The organism is Janthinobacterium sp. J1-1 (assembly GCF_030944405.1).
In the GTDB taxonomy this organism is placed as follows: domain Bacteria; phylum Pseudomonadota; class Gammaproteobacteria; order Burkholderiales; family Burkholderiaceae_D; genus Janthinobacterium.
Genome location: NZ_CP132339.1, coordinates 34,911 through 51,039, shown reverse-complemented (window position 1 = coordinate 51,039; position 16,129 = coordinate 34,911). Strand labels below are relative to the sequence as shown.

The 16,129-nt window shown below is 61.5% G+C and carries 10 protein-coding genes; 2 read left to right on the top strand and 8 right to left on the bottom strand.

Annotated elements, in window-relative coordinates:
* The first annotated feature begins 89 nt into the window (after positions 1 to 89).
* Entirely contained in the window at positions 90 to 869 is a 780-nt protein-coding gene (locus Q8L25_RS00195; RefSeq protein ID WP_308923009.1) for an acetoin reductase, read from the top strand.
* 68 nt (positions 870 to 937) lie between these two features.
* Here Q8L25_RS00195 and Q8L25_RS00190 read toward each other — a convergent pair whose 3' ends face one another.
* The 3 genes from Q8L25_RS00190 to Q8L25_RS00180 form a co-directional block, all read right to left on the bottom strand.
* Complete coding sequence (locus tag Q8L25_RS00190; protein WP_308923008.1) at positions 938 to 4,519, bottom strand: M1 family aminopeptidase; 3,582 nt, start codon at positions 4,517 to 4,519, stop codon at positions 938 to 940.
* Between the two features lie 10 nt (positions 4,520 to 4,529).
* Entirely contained in the window at positions 4,530 to 5,432 is a 903-nt protein-coding gene (locus tag Q8L25_RS00185) for an ABC transporter ATP-binding protein (RefSeq protein WP_308923007.1), read from the bottom strand.
* Between the two features lie 245 nt (positions 5,433 to 5,677).
* On the bottom strand, positions 5,678 to 6,526 hold the full coding sequence (locus Q8L25_RS00180; RefSeq protein ID WP_308923006.1) for a hypothetical protein: 849 nt from the start codon (positions 6,524 to 6,526) through the stop codon (positions 5,678 to 5,680).
* A 151-nt stretch (positions 6,527 to 6,677) separates the two neighbouring features.
* Here Q8L25_RS00180 and Q8L25_RS00175 point away from each other — a divergent pair, with 151 nt between their 5' ends.
* Positions 6,678 to 7,424 (top strand): metallophosphoesterase family protein, encoded by a 747-nt coding sequence (locus Q8L25_RS00175; protein ID WP_308923005.1) that lies wholly within the window; start codon positions 6,678 to 6,680, stop codon positions 7,422 to 7,424.
* On the opposite strand, the gene Q8L25_RS00170 is transcribed toward Q8L25_RS00175, so the two are convergent.
* From Q8L25_RS00170 to Q8L25_RS00150, 5 genes are all read right to left on the bottom strand, one after another.
* Complete coding sequence (locus Q8L25_RS00170) at positions 7,417 to 8,763, bottom strand: sigma-54 dependent transcriptional regulator (RefSeq protein ID WP_308923004.1); 1,347 nt, start codon at positions 8,761 to 8,763, stop codon at positions 7,417 to 7,419. The genes Q8L25_RS00175 and Q8L25_RS00170 overlap by 8 nt on opposite strands.
* Complete coding sequence (locus tag Q8L25_RS00165) at positions 8,756 to 10,663, bottom strand: ATP-binding protein (RefSeq protein WP_308923003.1); 1,908 nt, start codon at positions 10,661 to 10,663, stop codon at positions 8,756 to 8,758. The genes Q8L25_RS00170 and Q8L25_RS00165 overlap by 8 nt, the downstream gene beginning before the upstream one ends.
* Positions 10,664 to 10,771: 108 nt before the next feature.
* Positions 10,772 to 11,764 carry a porin gene (locus Q8L25_RS00160; protein ID WP_308923002.1) on the bottom strand — a complete coding sequence of 331 codons (993 nt, stop codon included), beginning with the start codon at positions 11,762 to 11,764 and terminating at the stop codon, positions 10,772 to 10,774.
* A 103-nt stretch (positions 11,765 to 11,867) separates the two neighbouring features.
* Positions 11,868 to 13,181 (bottom strand): dicarboxylate/amino acid:cation symporter, encoded by a 1,314-nt coding sequence (locus Q8L25_RS00155; RefSeq protein ID WP_308923001.1) that lies wholly within the window; start codon positions 13,179 to 13,181, stop codon positions 11,868 to 11,870.
* A 381-nt stretch (positions 13,182 to 13,562) separates the two neighbouring features.
* A complete protein-coding gene (locus tag Q8L25_RS00150; protein ID WP_308923000.1) occupies positions 13,563 to 15,962 on the bottom strand; it encodes a catecholate siderophore receptor Fiu in 2,400 nt (799 codons plus the stop codon).
* Positions 15,963 to 16,129 lie beyond the last annotated feature (167 nt).

Below are 16,129 nucleotides of genomic sequence, written 5' to 3'. Positions count from 1 at the left end.
CGCTCTTCCCTTCCCCGTCAAAAAGGTTTTTGATGGGAGTGGAAGCGAACCTGCCTGTTGCAGGACCGCTGATTTTGAAAGGAAAACACATGAGCATCACAGGAAAAGTCGCATTGGTCACGGGCGCCGCGCAAGGCATCGGCAAGGCAATCGCCTTAAGGCTGGCCAAGGATGGCGCCGATATCGCGCTGGTCGACCTGAACCAGGAAAAACTCGATGCGGCTGCGGCGGAAGTGCGTGCGCTGGGGCGCCGCGTCTTCACTTATATCGCCGATGTGTCGCAGCTGGATCAGGTCACGGCAGCGGTGGCGTTTGCCGAAAAGGAACTGGGCGGCTTCGATATCATGGTCAACAATGCCGGCATCGCCCAGGTGGCGCCGCTGCTGGACGTGACGCCGGAAGAAGTCGACCGCATCATGCGCATCAATGTGCAAGGCACCTTGTGGGGCATCCAGGCGGCCGCAAAAACCTTCAAGCAGCGCGGGCAGAAGGGCAAGATCATCAATGCCTGCTCGATCGCCGGCCATGACGGCTTTGCCTTGCTGGGCGTGTATTGCGCCACCAAGTTCGCGGTGCGCGCGCTGACGCAGTCGGCGGCCAGGGAACTCGCCTCGGACGGCATTACCGTCAATGCCTATTGCCCTGGCGTCGTCGGCACCGACATGTGGGTCGAGATCGACAAGCGCATGGCCGAGGTGACGGGCGCCGAGCTGGGCGCGACCTACAAGAAATTTGTCGACGGCATCGCGCTGGGGCGCGCCGAAACGCCGGACGATGTGGCGGGGCTGGTGTCGTTCCTGGCCGGACCCGATTCGGACTACATGACGGGGCAGGCGCCGCTGATCGATGGCGGCATGGTTTACCGCTGATCTCCCGCCGTTAAAAAAACAGGCCGCGCAATCATCGATTGCGCGGCCTGTTTCATATGGCTGTCAGCTTAATTGAAACTGACCTCCTTGCGGTTATCGCTCGACACGCGGTCGATCATCTTGTTATATGGATCGACACCGACCTCGAACGGTTTTTCCTTGACCGTGATGGTCACCACCGGGTCTTTTCCACTCAAGACGCGCTTGTCCGTGAACAGCACGGTTTCATCTTTTTCCTTGGCGCCCGGCGCGCGCGCAAAGATGGCGATTTCCACCGGCTCGTCATACACGCGCGGGCTTTCCTTGCCCTTGCCGTCCGATTCGAGCTTGGCCAGGTGCAGCTTCATGGTGACATCCCACTGGCCGTCCGGCCGCTTGACGGCGGTCGCTGCAGTCACGCGGTTGTCGTAGAAGACGATTTTCTCGAACAGGTCGGTGATCAGGGCCTGCTTGTCTGCCGGTGCTTCGGCGCGGATATACGTCAGCAGTTCGGCGGTGGTGGTGAACGGCGCCTGCTGGTAGCCCTTGTCTTGCAGGAAGCGTTTCAGCGCGCGGTTGACGGCCGCTTCGCCGATCTCGTCGCGCAGGCGATAGAAGATCAGGCTGCCCTTGCGGTAGTGGATATATTGCTGGTTTTCCACGCGCGCCAAAGGCAGTTCCTCGATCAATTCGCCGCCGCGTCCGCTCAGATAACGGTCCAGCTCATAGCGCAGGAAGCGGCGCAGCTTGTCGCGGCCGTATTCCTTTTCCATCACCATCAGCGCCGAGTATTGCGCCAGCGACTCCATCAGCATCGACGCGCCCTGCACATTGGCGCCGATCACCTGGTGGCCCCACCACTGGTGGGCCATTTCATGGGCGGTGACGTAATACACGTAGTCGATATCGTCCTTGTTGCGCAGGTCGGCGATAAAGCCGATGCCTTCCGAATACGGGATGGTATTAGCGAACGACTGGGCAAAGCTGGCGTAGCCGGGGAATTCCAGGATGCGCACCTGCTTGTGCTGGTAGGGCGTGAACTCGGCGGTGTAATAGTCGAGCGACTTCTGTACCGAGGTGATCATGCGCTCGGTGTTGTAGCCGTGTTTCTTGTCGACATACACTTCGATCGGCACGCCGTGCCAATCGCCTTTTTTCACGTCCCAGCGCGCCGACAGGTAGGCAAAGAAGGGCATCATCGGCTGGTCCATCTTGTAGTGGTAGTAGCGGCGGCCATCCTTTTCCCAGCTTTTTTGCAGGTAGCCGGGCGCCAGCGCCGTTTGGTCGCCGCTGGTGGAGACGGTGGTGTCAAAGCTGATCCAGTCCGCTTCGCTGCCAAACACGGTGTTGCCGTAGGCCGACTTGTCTTCCAGCTTGGCCATGCGCTGCGGTTCGCCCAGGCCCCGCTTGCGGCGCTCGTTGCGGTCTTTCAGTTCCATCTCCTGCTGGTAGCCGAAGTGCGGAAAGAAGGCCATGTTGTTGAAGAAGGTACCGTTCAGGTTGACCTGGTCCGGCGCGCCGCTGTTGGTAAAGCCTTCATGGGTGACGGCAACCGTGAAGTCGAGCGGCAGTTGCGCGCCCGGCGCCAGCGGCGTGGCCAGCTTCAGGATGCGGAAACCGAGGTCCTTGTCGTCCAGTTGCGTGCTGTGCGCGGGCAAGTTCAGCCAGGTGGTCTCCAGTTCGGGATCGAGCTGGATGCGCAGGGTGTCGATCGCTTGCGCGGTCTTGTTCTGCAGCAGATAGTGGCCCTTGATCAGCACCTTGCGCTGTTCCGGATAGATATCGACATTGGCCTGCACCTCGGTGATCTTCAGCTGCGGCAAGTCCTTGTACTGGCGGTACAGTTTTTCGTAGCGCGCCGCCTTGTCCATGTTCACATCCGCCGTTGCATAGGTATTGAGCACATTGGTGTTGTAGAAGATCCAGCCGCCGGTGCCCAGCCAGCACAGCACGACCGCGGCCAGCGCCGCGCCGGTACCGCTTTTCAGGCGCCGGCCAGCCAGGCTGACGCGGGAACGCCAGCCGGTCGACAGGCCGCGCACCCAGAACGCCTGCGCCAGCATCACCATGGCCACGGTAAACAGGCTCCAGTACAGCGCATACCAGCGCCAGCCCACCAGGAAATGGCCATAGCCGTTCATGTCGGAATACTTGATGTCGGGCGTGGCGCCGAAGTTGTACAGGTTGTGTTCGAAGTGCAACATGCCCAGCACGGCCTGCGACACCATCAGCAGGATCACCGCCAGGTAACCGATGAACTTGTTGTTCGACAGCACCTGCAGCACGATGGCGCACAAGCCCATCAGCACGAAGAAGAAGCTACCCAGCAAGCTGCCTTGCAGATACAGGCCCAGCTCCACCGGCGCGCCGCCCTTGACCAGCTGGAAGATGATGGTGGTGATCACGCCGACCAGCATATAGCCTGCCACCACGCCGGTCAGGGCCGTACATTTGGCCAGCAGCGGCGTCCAGTCGGCCACCGGCATGGCGTCGCTGACATCGGCGATCTTCACTTGCCGTTCCTTGAAGATCAGTTCGCCCGCATAGAAGGTGACGATAATGATCAGCATGAAGCTGAAGCTCTGGCTGATCTGTTGCAGCATCAGGTAGGTCATCGGATAGACGGTGGTGCCGTACAGCTTGGCACCCAGTGTGACGCCGGCGATCAGGTTCATCACGCCGAACAGCAGCATCACCAGGAAGGGCACGCTCTTGAATACGCCGGCGGCGTCGAAGCGCAGGATCTGCCACCACTGGCGCCAGGCGGTGGCGGCACCGAAGGCCGGCGCAATGCGCGGCAATTGCAGCGGCGCTGCCACGACTGGGCTTGCCGCTTGCGTCTTGTGCTTGCCGAACAGGCGCTTGCCGGTGCCGGTGCGCTGCGGCTTGAACAGGATCACGGTGGCGGCAAACAGGGCAGTGGTAATGCCCAGCCACAGCAGGCGGTTGGCCAGCAGGAAATGTTCAAACGGCGGCAGGCTGGTGTTCGCTTCCGATGAGGTGAAATAGCGCGTCATGCGGCCAAAGGCGGTCACGCCAAACGGGTCGATCAGCACGGCCAGCCATTCGTTGTTGATGTCGCGCGTCAGTAAGCTGGCGATGGTGCGCAGCACGAAAAAGGCCAGCACGCCCACATACACCAGCAGCATCGAGCGCGTGGTGGCCGCCAGCAGCATCAGCAGCGCGCCGACGAACAGCAGGTTGGGAATCACCAGCACGGCAAAGGTCCAGCCATAGGTGTGCAGCGAAAACGGTCCCACGCGTTGCGGGTCGACCCACGGCATCAGCGGGCCGATCATGGTGCCGAGCGCGATGCAGACAAAAATCACCAGGCAGGCGACAAAACCGGCGGCAAAGCGGCCGAACAGGTAGTCCCATTTGCGCATCGGCGTGGCGAACAGCATGTCGGCCATGCCGACTTCGCTGTCGCGCAGCACGGCGCCGGCGATAAAAACAGTAATGAGAAACATCGACAGCAGGGTAAACATGCCCAGCAGCTGCGCCACCACGGTCGGCGCATTGCGGTTGACGTTGCCGATCGCGCCGCCCATCTGCACCGAATCGCTGGTCGTCACGCCAAAGGCCATCAGGGCCAGGATGGCGGCAAATACCCACAGCAAAGGTTGTTTCAGCTGGTAGCCGAGGTCAAACTTGAAAAATTCCTTCCACATGGCGCGCTCCTCAAGCCACGGTGGTGGCAGAGGCGGCGGCAGGCGCGGCGGCATTGCGCACATGCAGGAAGTACACGTCTTCCAGGTCCGGCGCGATCTGCACGAAGCCGCTGTCGGGCTGGCTGTCGGCAAAGACATTGATCTGCGGCCGGCCGCCCACCAGGCGCGTCGACAGCACGTTCAGGCTTTGCTGGTACTGCGCCAGCTCGTCGGTGGACACGGTGCGGCGCCATACCTTGTTGTTCAAGGTATCGATCGCGGCCTGCGGCTCGCCCTGCACCAGCACCTGCCCCTTGACGATCATCGCCATGCGCGGGCACAGGTCGGTCACGTCGGCCACGATATGGGTCGACAGGATCACCACCACCTGCTCGCCGATTTTCGCCAGCAGGTTCAGGAAGCGGTTGCGTTCGTCCGGGTCCAGGCCGGCCGTCGGCTCATCGACGATCACCAGGCGCGGCGCCCCCAGCAGCGCCTGGGCGATGCCGAAGCGCTGGCGCATGCCGCCCGAATAGGTGCCCAGCTTGCGCTTGCGCGCTTCCCACAGATTGGTTTGCTGCAGCAATGCTTCCACCGCTTCCTTGCGCGGGCCTTTTTCCGTCAGGCCTTTCAGTACCGCAAAGTGATTGAGCAGGGTTTCCGCGCTGACCTTCGGATACACGCCGAAGTCCTGCGGCAAATAGCCGAGCTGGCGGCGCAGGCCTTCCTTGTCATTGAGCACATCGATACCATTGAAAGTGATGCTGCCGCTGTCGGGGTCTTGCAAGGTCGCAATGGTGCGCATCAGCGACGATTTGCCGGCGCCATTCGGCCCCAGCAGGCCGAACATGCCGTTCGGAATATCGAGGCTGACATCGTGGATGGCCCTGACGCCATTGGAATAGGTTTTGTTCAGTTGTTTGATCGATAGCATTACGGCACTCTCCTGGGCTTGACGGTAAAAGTGCCGGCCGATTCGTGTCGGCCGGTCTGTCTGGTCTTCCGCGATAGCGGATGTTACTTAAAGACAATACTCTATCGACAATTAGAAAGTAAATAATATTTTTGCGACCAAGAGCCAGAATATCGGGCTGGAATGCGGCAGGAAGGGATGAATGACGAGGGCGTAAACGACAACGTCCCCGCACGCGGCGGGGACGTTGAAGGAAGGGTGGCGAATCAGAAGCGCATCTTGACGTAGGCCGATGGGCCCGTCAGGCGGATATTCAGGTCGGCGTCGCGGGTGCTGTCGCGGCGCAAGGCGATTTTCGAGATGCCGTAGTCGGCCACGAAACCGACATTTTTGAACGGAAACCATTCCACGCCGATATTGCCGCCATAGATATGGCCGTTGATGGTGCCGCCGTTTTTCTTGATGCCGGACGCTTCCATGTACATGCGCAGGTCCGGCGTGAAGGCATGGCGCCAGGCCACTTCTATCAGCGGCGCGAATGCGTGTTCGCTGACGGAGTCGCGCGCGGTGGCGCTTACACCATTGACCAGGCCGGTTGCCGTGCCGTCCAGCTTGGCGCTGTAGTAGGCCGCGCCCAGGCCGATGCCGAAGGTATCCTTGTTCTCGCCCAGCCACCATTTGTAGGCCAGCTTGGCCAGGTCCAGCTGCAGGTCGGCGTCGGCCGTGGCGGTGCCGGTGACGGGCTGGCCATTGATGATGGTCTGGCCGGACAGGGTAGGCGTATAGTTCTTGTCGTAGCGATAGTAGTCGAACGACAGGCCATGGCGGTCGCCGATCAGCAGGTCGGCTTTTACGCGCGGAATCGTGGTGTGTTTCGGATTGGAATCCGGCGCATCGAGGCGGCCGAACTGCGTATCGGCGCCGATATCGATGCGCGGATCGGCGTAAAATGCGCCCACGGAAATGCTGGCGCGGTCGAGCGCCACCGACGGCTCGGCATGCGCCACCGTGCCGGTGGCGGCAACGCCCACGATCCCCAGCAACATGGCGCTGCGCATGGCAAGATGGCGCAAACGTGGCGGCGACAGGCGGGTGGGGGTGGACGTGGCAAACATGGAAAAGCTCCTCAGGATAGGTTGGTATCGCCGCAGCGCAGGCGCGGCAATGCAGTGAGGAAATAATAACAATTGCGCCATGTTGCCTATGTAGCCGCACTTCTCAAATTTGCGTCAGAATAATCCTACCGATTGTGACAAGGAGTCCCATATGCGTATCGCCGCCATTTCCGATATCCACGGCAATCTTGCCGCGCTGGAGGCCGTGCTGGCCGACATCGCGCGGCGCGGTGTCGATGTCACCGTCAACCTGGGCGATATCGTCTCGGGCCACTTGCAGCCGCGCGAGACGGCGGCGCGTCTGATGGCGCTGGCGCTGCCCACCATCCGCGGCAATCACGAACGCCAGTTGCTGGGCGATCCGGCACGCATGGGCGTGTCCGACGCGTATGCGCGGGCGCAGTTGCTGCCGCCGCAGCTGGCGTGGATAGCCGCGCTGCCGGCCACCTTGCGCCTGCGCCACGATGTGCTGCTGGTGCATGGCACGCCCGGCAGCGACCTGGTGTATTTCCTGGATACCATCACGCCGCAGGGCAGCCGCGCCGCCACCATGGACGAGGTGACGCAGCGCGCCGGCGACGCGGATGCGGCCCTGATTTTGTGCGGCCACACGCATATGCCGCGCGCGATGCCATTGCCGGACGGGCGGCTGGTCGTCAATCCCGGCAGCGTCGGCCTGCAGGCCTACGATGACGATCATCTGTATCCGCACGTGATGGAAAACGGCACGCCACATGCGCGCTATGCCATCGTGGAAAGCGATGCGCACGGGCGCTGGTCGGCGCAGTTTTACCAGGTCGTGTATGACTGGGAAACGCAGGCGCGGCTGGCGCTGGCCAATGGCCGGCCGGACTGGGTCGTGCCCTTGCGCAGCGGCCGCGTGGGAATGGCTACCTGAACTCTTCGGCCACCAGATTGTATTTCTGCATCTTGTGATACAGGGTCTGTTTCGGCAGGCCCAGCACATTGCTCACTTCGCTGACATTGCCGGCATAGGCGCGCAGTTCCTGCTCGATCAGCGCGCGCTCGAAGCCGTTGACCTGTTCGGCCAGGGACAGTGCACCCGCTTGCGCGCCGGTGGCCAGCAAATTCGAGGCGCCGCCGGCGATGCCCAGCACGAAGCGGTCGGCGATATTGCGCAGCTCGCGCACATTGCCGGGCCAGCCATGCGCCATCAGGTTGCGCATCTGCGCGCTCGACACCATCGGCGCGGCGCGGTTGTAGCGGGCGGCGGCGGCCAGTACAAAATGTTCGAACAGCATCGGAATGTCTTCGCGCCGCTCGCGTAGCGGCGGCAGGTGCAGCACGATCAGGTTCAGGCGGTAATACAGGTCGCTGCGAAACTTCTGCTGGCGCGACAGGTCTTCCAGGTCCAGCTTGGCGGCCGCCACCACGCGCACGTCGACCGGCGTGGGAATGTTCGAGCCCAGCCGTTCGATATAGCGTTCCTGCAGCACGCGCAGCAGTTTCACCTGCAAGGACAGCGGCAGGCTTTCGATTTCGTCGAGGAAAAACGTGCCGTGGTCGGCATGCTCGATCTTGCCTACCTGCCGCTTGGCCGCGCCCGTAAACGAGCCCGTTTCATGGCCGAAGACTTCGCTTTCAAATATGCTTTCGGGAATCGCGCCGCAATTGACGGCGACAAAATTGTGCTTGCGGCGGTGGCTGAAGTCATGCAGGCAGCGCGCCACCATTTCCTTGCCGGTGCCCGTGTCGCCATAGATCAGCACGTCGGCTGGCTCGTCGGCCACGTCGAGGATCAGGCGGCGGATATCGCGCATCGCTTGCGAATTGCCCAGCAGGCGCGATTCGATGCCGCCGCCGTCCTCCAGCTGGCGGCGCAGGCTGTGCACTTCCAGCATCAATCTCCGGGTTTCCAGCGCGCGCAGGATCACGTCGACCAGCTGCTCCGACGAATACGGTTTTTCAATAAAATCGTAGGCGCCGGTGCGCATGGCGTGCACCGCCATCGTGATGTCGCCGTGGCCGGTGACCAGGATCACGGGCAGGTTGGCGTCGAGCTGCTTGATCGCCTGTAATAGCTCCAGGCCGCTCATGCCGGGCAGGCGCACGTCGCTCACCACGATGCCGGGAAAGTCGGGCGTCAGCAGTTTGTAGGCCAGCTCGGCCGAGTGAAACGCCAGCACGTCCAGGCCGGCCAGCTGCAGCGCCTGCTCGCTGCCTTCGCGCACGGTCGGGTCGTCCTCGACCAGCAACACTTTCAAACCATCAAACATGCTTTTCCTCCTGCGTTGCCATCTGTAATTCGATGGTGAATATGGCGCCGCCGCCCGGTGCATTGTCGGCGCGCAGCACGCCGCCGAACTGGCGCGTGATCTGTTCTGAAATGGCCAGTCCCAGCCCCAGTCCCAGGCCCTGCGGCTTGGTGGTAAAGAAGGGTTCGAACAGGTGTTCGTAGACTTCCGTCGACAGGCCCGGCCCCGTATCGGCCACATGGATCAATACCAGCGGCGCCTTGCATTCGACCGTCACGCGCAGGCTGCGCACGTCGCTGCCGTTCATGGCGTCGAGCGCGTTGGCGTACAGGTTGACCAGCACCTGTTCCAGGCGGTTGCTTTCGCACATGGCGAAGATATCGTCGGGCGGCAGCTGCAAGGTAAAGCGCACGTTTTCCACCTGCAGGCGCCGCTCGACCAGGAACAGCGCATTGCTGATCGCGGTCGGAATCGATACCGAGGTGAGGCTGGTGGTCGACTTGCGCGCAAACACTTTCAGCTGGCCCGTGATCGCGCCCATGCGGGCGGCGATCTGCGAGATTTTCGCCAGGTTGCGGCGCGCGTCGTCGAGCCGGCCCCGCTCCAGCAAAATCACCGCGTTGTCGGACATGGTGCGCAGGGCGGTCAGGGGCTGGTTCAGCTCGTGCGTGATGCTGGCCGACATCTGCCCCAGCACCGCCATCTTGCCGGCCTGGAACAGTTCGTTTTGCGTGATATGCAGCTTCTGTTCGGCCTTGCTGCGCACCTCGATTTCCTGGCTCAGGCTTTGCGTCATGGCGTTCAGTTCCGAGGTGCGTTCCTCGACCATGGTTTCCAGATTGTCATAGGCGTGCTGCAAGTCTTCGCGCGCGCGCAGTTTTTGCGCCACCGCCGCGCGCCGCTGGCGCACATAAAAGAACAGCAGCATAAAAAAGCCCAGCAGCACGCCGGAAAAGGCCGCCGCCGAACGGGCGCTGGCCTTGGCTTGCGCCAGGTCGGACAGATAGATAAAGGTCCAGCCGTTGGGCGACTTGAGCTTGATTTGCGTCATCACGCTCGAGGTGGTTTTCTGTGGCGCATCGGCCCGTTCCTGCTCGCGCACGCTGATCACGCGCGCGCCATTGCCCAGCTGGCGGTCGGACACAAAGGGGATGGTTTCCAGCTGCTTCGAATAATACTGGCGCGTGCGGTTGATTTCCTCCACCACGGCCGGCGACAAGGGCGCCAGGGTCTTGTATTTCCAGTCCGCCACGGAACTGAGGAAAATCACGCCGTGCTCGTCGGCCAGCATCACCTTGTCGGCGCCTTGCACCCAGCGCTTTTCCAGGTTTTCAAGGTTCAGCTTGACGGTGGCCAGGCCCAGCATGCGGCCATTTTGATAGATGCCATGGGCAAAGAAATAACCGGGTTCCAGGCGCGTGGTGCCGACCCCATAAAAGCGGCCCGGCGTGCCGCGCAGCGCATCCTGGGCATACGGGCGAAAGGCGATATTGTCGCCGATAAAACTGTCCGGCCGCTGCCAGTTGCTGGCCGCCCGCGTGTTGCCGTCGAGGTTGCTGATAAAGATGGTGGACGACTTGGCCTGGGCATTCATCTGCTCCAGGTAATTGTTGACGGTGTCGACCAGCACCGGGTCGTCCGGGTGCTGCAGCAGGCGGATCACGTCGCGGTTCAGTTCCAGCGTCCTGGGCAAAAAATCATATTTTTCCAGCGCATTTTCCAGGCTGCTGACATACACCTCCAGGCGCTGCGCGCCACTGGCCTGCAGCTTGCCGATCGCCAGGCGCTCGGTCCAGAAATACACCAGCCAGACGATGGCCAGGCAGGCGGCCAGCACCACGCCCCAGGCCAGTGCCTTGCGGGCCGAACGTTGCGCCGGGCGCTGGCGCCAGGAAGGAAGTGGGATGCTGCTGTTGGTCATGGTTCGGTGTCAGACTGCAAGAGGCCACAGTATCGCATCAAGCGGCGCGCATAAATGAAAAAAGCCGCCGGAACGGACTCCGGCGGCTCTGGCGGGAGCTAGGCGTGATCAGAACAGATGACGCATGCCCAGGTTGAAACCACTGTTGCCGGTACCGTTGTCGGTGGCGTTGCCAACGACAAACGTGGCGCCGTTCTTGTTGCTGATATGGCCGTAACCGGTGTACAGGTCGCTGCGCTTGGACAGGGCGTAGTAGGCGCCGATGGCCCATTGCTGGGCGTCGCGGTTCAGGTTGCTCTTGTCGTTGTGGCGGATATACGAGGCGACCACCTTGGTCGGGCCGAATGGCACGCTCACGCCCAGCAGCACGTCGTTGCTTTTGACACTGGCCAGGGCGCGGTTGTCGGCGTAGCCGAGGTTGGCTTGCGCCACGCCGAAGTCATAGCGCATGGCCAGCAGGCTGTTGCGGGTCTGGTCGGTACCGGCGACGTTTTCCTTGCGGTGGTGGGTGACGGTCAGGTTCAGCGGGCCGTCGATGTAATGCACGGCGCCGCCCAGGCTGCGGTTTTTCGCATTGTCGTCCGCCACTTCACCAAAACCGTAGGCCACGTCGGCCGACAGCTTGTTCCAGGTCGGCGTGCTGTACTGCGCCATATTGTCGACGCGGATATTGCCGGTGGCCATGATGTTCGACGCCGTGCCGGCCAGGCCGATGACAAACGGGTCGGCCACGTCGCGCAGGGCCAGGTAGTACGGCGAGTACTGGCGGCCCAGGGTGACGGTGCCGCCCGTGCCGCTCAAGCCCACGTAGGCCTGGCGGCCGAACAGCAGGCCGCCCTGGCCCGAGGTACCGGTGTCGATATTGAAACCGCTTTCCAGCACGAACAGGGCGGACAAACCGTTGCCCAGGTCTTCCTTGCCCTTGAAGCCGATACGCGAGCCGGAAGCGACGCCGGACGCGACGCGGGTCAGGCGGTTGCCGGTGGCATCCTTGTCGACGACCAGGCCGGCATCGGCCACGCCGTAGATGGTGACGCTCGATTGCGCCAGGGCGGTGCACGAAGCACCCAAAGCCATTAAGGTAAACAGGACTTTTTTCATGAAAATCTCTCTGATTAAGGTTAACTACTGATCGCACTGCCCGACTGCTTGTTACTCAACATTGAGATTAAAACAATGGCCCGCTTGTGGCGGGCCATTCGGTTTAAGCCTTGTTAGCGTGATCTGCTTCGCCCCAATGGCTTTCGGTATTCATGTTGGCGGCATTGGCTGCCGCCGCTTCTTCTTCGGTGGCCAGGCCACCTTCCCACTTGGCAACGACCGCCGTGGCGACGGCATTGCCGACCGCGTTGGTGGCCGAACGGCCCATGTCGAGGAACTGGTCCACGCCCATCAGCAGCAGCAGGCCTGCCTCAGGGATATTAAATTGCGTCAAGGTGGCGGCAATCACCACCAGCGAGGCGCGCGGCACGCCGGCGATGCCCTTCGAGGTCAGCATCAGCAGCAGCAGCATGGTGATCTGGGTGCCGACCGAGAGGTCGATGCCATAGGCCTGGGCAATGAACAGCACGGCAAAGGTGCAGTACATCATCGAGCCATCCAGGTTGAACGAGTAGCCCAGCGGCATGACGAAGCTGGAGATCTTGCGGTCCACGCCGAACTGGTCGAGCGCCGTCAGCAGTTTCGGATACGCCGCTTCCGAGCTGGCAGTCGAAAAAGCCAGCAGGAACGGTTCGCGGATCAGGCCGACCAGCTTGAAGATGCGCGGGCCGATGACCACAAAGCCGGCGCCGACCAGCAGCGCCCACAGGCAGATCAGGCCGACATAGAAGCCACCCATGAATTTGGCAAACGTGACCAGCACGCCCAGGCCGTGGGTGGTAACCACCGAGGCCATTGCGGCAAACACGGCCAGCGGGGCCAGATTCATGATGGTGCCGGTGATGCGCAGCATGACTTGCGCCAATTGGTCGATCACATTGGTGAGCGCCTTGCCCGATTCGCCCAGGCCGGCCAGTGCGCCGCCGAAGAAGATGGAAAACACCAGCACTTGCAGGATTTCATTGTTGGCCATCGCCTCGATCGGCGACTTCGGCACCAGGTGCGTGAAGAAGTCTTTCATGGTGAAAGCGGCGGTCTTCAGATTGGTCGACGCGTGCACGTCCGGCAGCGGCAAGCCCAGGTTGGTGCCGAGCTGCATGATATTCGACAGCACCATGCCCAGCGCCAGCGATACCAGCGAGGCGACCAGGAACCAGCACATGGCTTTCAGGCCGATGCGGCCCGCCGTCTTGCCGTCACCCATGTGGGCGATGCCGACCGTCAGGGTGGAGAACACCAGCAGCGCAATGATCATCTTGATCAGGCGCAGGAAGATATCGGTGACGATGGAAATATTGCCCGCAATCTGCGCGCTGACCTTCTCGTCCGGGAAAGTGGTGTTGCAGGCATAGCCCACCAGAATGCCCAAAATCATGGCAATCAGGATGTAAAGGGTTAATGGCCGTTTCTTTTTCATGGGTGACTCCTCCAGTAAATCGCCGCTGTGAGCGGATTATTGATAGCGAGCAACTTAAGCTTGGAAGGAATATTGCCGAGAAACAAGCTCTTGCGTGCCAGCGTTTATTTGCTGCAAAGTCACTACATAGCAAAGGATATGCCTGAAAACGACTTTTGGTACAGAACTTATTAAGGTCTTGATTTCAATACGCTTTTTTGTTGTCAGGATGTAGCACGGGGGCGGGTATTGCGCGAAATATTGGACGCGGCCAAGCTCGGCTGTATGAGTTTTCATACAGCTGCCACGCCGCCAGAAAAGCAAGATTATCAGGACAATAAAAAAGGCCCCGCACGCGGCGGGGCCTTTCGATACTGCGGTACTGCCTGAGTCAGACGCGTCCTAGAACTTGACGTTGGCCGTCAGGCTGAACGAGCGTGGCTGGCCTGGCGTGTAGCGGTAGCCGCTCTTGTTGATGGCCGCCACATAGGTCTTGTCGGCCAGGTTGTAGGCATTCAGCTGCAGGTCCAGGTTCTTGTTGACCGTGTAGGTTGCCATGGCGTCGAACACCCAGTAGGAATCGATGCGGGCCGGGGTGCCGTAGGCGCCGTCGGTGCCGCGCAGCATTTCACCGACATAACGACCGCCGCCGCCGATCTTCAGGCCGAATGGCAGGGTGTACGAGGTCCAGGCCGTGAATGCCTGTTTTGGCGTGTAGCTCAGGTTGTTGATGCCGCTGGCGGTCACCACGCGGCCCGATTTGACGCTGGTGTTCATGCGGGTGTAGCCGGCGCTGACCAGCCAGTCACGCATGACTTCGCCAACCACGCCCAGTTCCACGCCCTGCACGCGCTTTTCGCCCGTCTGGTAGTAGATGGTGGAGATGACCGGGTCTTGCTCCACTTCATTGGTGACCGTGGTCTGGTACAGCGCGGCCGTCAGCGACAGTTTTTGCTTGAGCAAGTCCCACTTGGTACCGATTTCCTTGGTGGTGGTTTCCTGCGGGTCGTAGCTCAGGTTCTGGGCGCTGCTGGCAGCCGTGCTCAGGGTGAAGTTGGTGCCTGGCGGCGCTTTCGAGGTCGAGTACAAGGCATACACGCTGCTGTCCGGGGTCGGCTTGTACATGGCAGAGATCTTGCCGTTGTACACGGTGTCGCTCAGCGACAGGCTGCTGCCGATCGGCGTGCCGACCGGAATCAGCTGTGGCTGGCCGGTGGCGGCCGCCGCCTGCAAGGTGATGGCATTGTATTTGGTGTTGAAATGGTCGGCCCGTACGCCGCCGCTCACTTGCCACTGGTCGTTGAACTTCAGCGTGTCGAACAGATACAGGCTTTGCGTGTCGATCTGGCCGTCGGTGGTGGCGCCGCTGCGTACCGGCCTGAATACCGTCGTGCTTTCGTTCGGATTCGGGTTGTACAGATTGGCCAGCGGAATGGTGCGCGGGTTGGCGGCCGTCGGCGCGGCAACGCTGGCGCCCAGGCTGGAAGCGACATAGCTGTAGTTGGTCTGTTTCTCGGTGGTGAACTCGAAGCCACCGACCAGCGAATGCTTGACCGCGCCCGTGTTGAACGCGGCAGTGACCGTCGACTGGTTGGTCAGGATGGTGTTTTTCTGGTCCTTGATGGTGCGGTTCGAGCGCGCCAGCAGCCAGGTCGACGGATTGCCCGGTACGGCACCCAGCGCCGCATTGTTGGTCACCAGGTTGGCGCTTGAGCCCATGAAGGCCGACAGCAGGTAGTCCTGCTTGGTCTTGCCCCAGCGCGTGACGTTCTGCAGCTTCACGTTCGGCGAGAAGTCATGGTCGACCTTGACCGTGAACATGTCGGCCTTGACCTTGTCGTAGTCCGACGACAGGCCGTAGAAATTCTTCGGATCGACTTTTGGCGCGGCATTGATATAGGTGCGCACAGGAACCGGATTGGCACCCGTCGCGTTGGCCGGATTGTCCGGTCCGACATAGCCTGGCAGGCCGATGGTCGGCACGCCGCCGTCCGGCACGTTGTCCTGGTCGACGTGCAGGAAGCTGGCGGTGACGCGGGTCGGTTTGCCCAGGCCAAAGGTGACCGACGGGGCGATCGCCCAGCGCTCGTTTTTCACGACGTCGCGGGCGGCATTGCCGCTGTCCTGTTTCAGCAGGTTCAGGCGGAAGGCGGTGCCCGAGTCGGTGTCGATCACGCGGTTCCAGTCGGCGGTGGCGCGCTTCTGCTTGCCGCTGCCGACCGTGATCAGCGAATTGATGCTGTTTTCCAGGTTCGGCGTCTTGCTGACCAGGTTGATCGAGCCGGTCGGCGAACCACGGCCGCCGTCGGTGCCGGCCGGGCCTTTCAGCACGTCGATCTGTTCGATGTTGAACACGTCGCGCGAGATCGAGCCGATGTCGCGCACGCCGTCGACGTAGATGCTGCTCGAGGCGTCAAAGCCGCGCATGTAGACCGCGTCGCCCGTATTCGTGTTGCCGTTTTCGCCGAGGAAGAAGGTGCCCACGCCTGGCGTGTTGCGCAGCGCGTCGGTCAGGGTCAGTGCGCCCTGCTGTTCGATCAGTTCTTTCTTGATTACGACGATGGTTTGCGGCGTATTGACCAATGCTTCCGTGTATTTCGGCGACGAGGCCTTGTCGGCCTTGAAGTCGTTTTCCTTGGCACCAACGATGGTAACTTCGTTCAGCATTTGTTGCGATGCCGGTGCGCTCTGGCCGGCAGGGTCTGCGGCCTGTGCTGCGACGGGCAGCAGCATGACGGCCAGGGCGGCGCCGACATGTTGGTTGAAGCGGGATTGGACGTGCTTGCGGCTCTTGATTGCCATCTTGCTCTCTCGTTATGATCAGGGTAGGTGTCTCTGCCCTGCGCTGCGGCCGCATGCGCACTGGCTGGGAAACGGTGAATGACATTGTAATAATTGCCCGCCATTCCGTAAATGAGAATCGTTATCAGTCTCGTTTAAGTCTCGTTAACGCAACGTTTTTATGTGCC

What these genes read in the sequence shown, in the direction of transcription:
- Q8L25_RS00195 (WP_308923009.1), top strand. Translation starts at nt 90, where the DNA reads ATGAGCATCACAGGAAAAGTCGCATTGGTCACGGGCGCCGCGCAAGGC.
- Q8L25_RS00190 (WP_308923008.1), bottom strand. Translation starts at nt 4,519, where the DNA reads ATGTGGAAGGAATTTTTCAAGTTTGACCTCGGCTACCAGCTGAAACAA.
- Q8L25_RS00185 (WP_308923007.1), bottom strand. Translation starts at nt 5,432, where the DNA reads ATGCTATCGATCAAACAACTGAACAAAACCTATTCCAATGGCGTCAGG.
- Q8L25_RS00180 (WP_308923006.1), bottom strand. Translation starts at nt 6,526, where the DNA reads ATGTTTGCCACGTCCACCCCCACCCGCCTGTCGCCGCCACGTTTGCGC.
- Q8L25_RS00175 (WP_308923005.1), top strand. Translation starts at nt 6,678, where the DNA reads ATGCGTATCGCCGCCATTTCCGATATCCACGGCAATCTTGCCGCGCTG.
- Q8L25_RS00170 (WP_308923004.1), bottom strand. Translation starts at nt 8,763, where the DNA reads ATGTTTGATGGTTTGAAAGTGTTGCTGGTCGAGGACGACCCGACCGTG.
- Q8L25_RS00165 (WP_308923003.1), bottom strand. Translation starts at nt 10,663, where the DNA reads ATGACCAACAGCAGCATCCCACTTCCTTCCTGGCGCCAGCGCCCGGCG.
- Q8L25_RS00160 (WP_308923002.1), bottom strand. Translation starts at nt 11,764, where the DNA reads ATGAAAAAAGTCCTGTTTACCTTAATGGCTTTGGGTGCTTCGTGCACC.
- Q8L25_RS00155 (WP_308923001.1), bottom strand. Translation starts at nt 13,181, where the DNA reads ATGAAAAAGAAACGGCCATTAACCCTTTACATCCTGATTGCCATGATT.
- Q8L25_RS00150 (WP_308923000.1), bottom strand. Translation starts at nt 15,962, where the DNA reads ATGGCAATCAAGAGCCGCAAGCACGTCCAATCCCGCTTCAACCAACAT.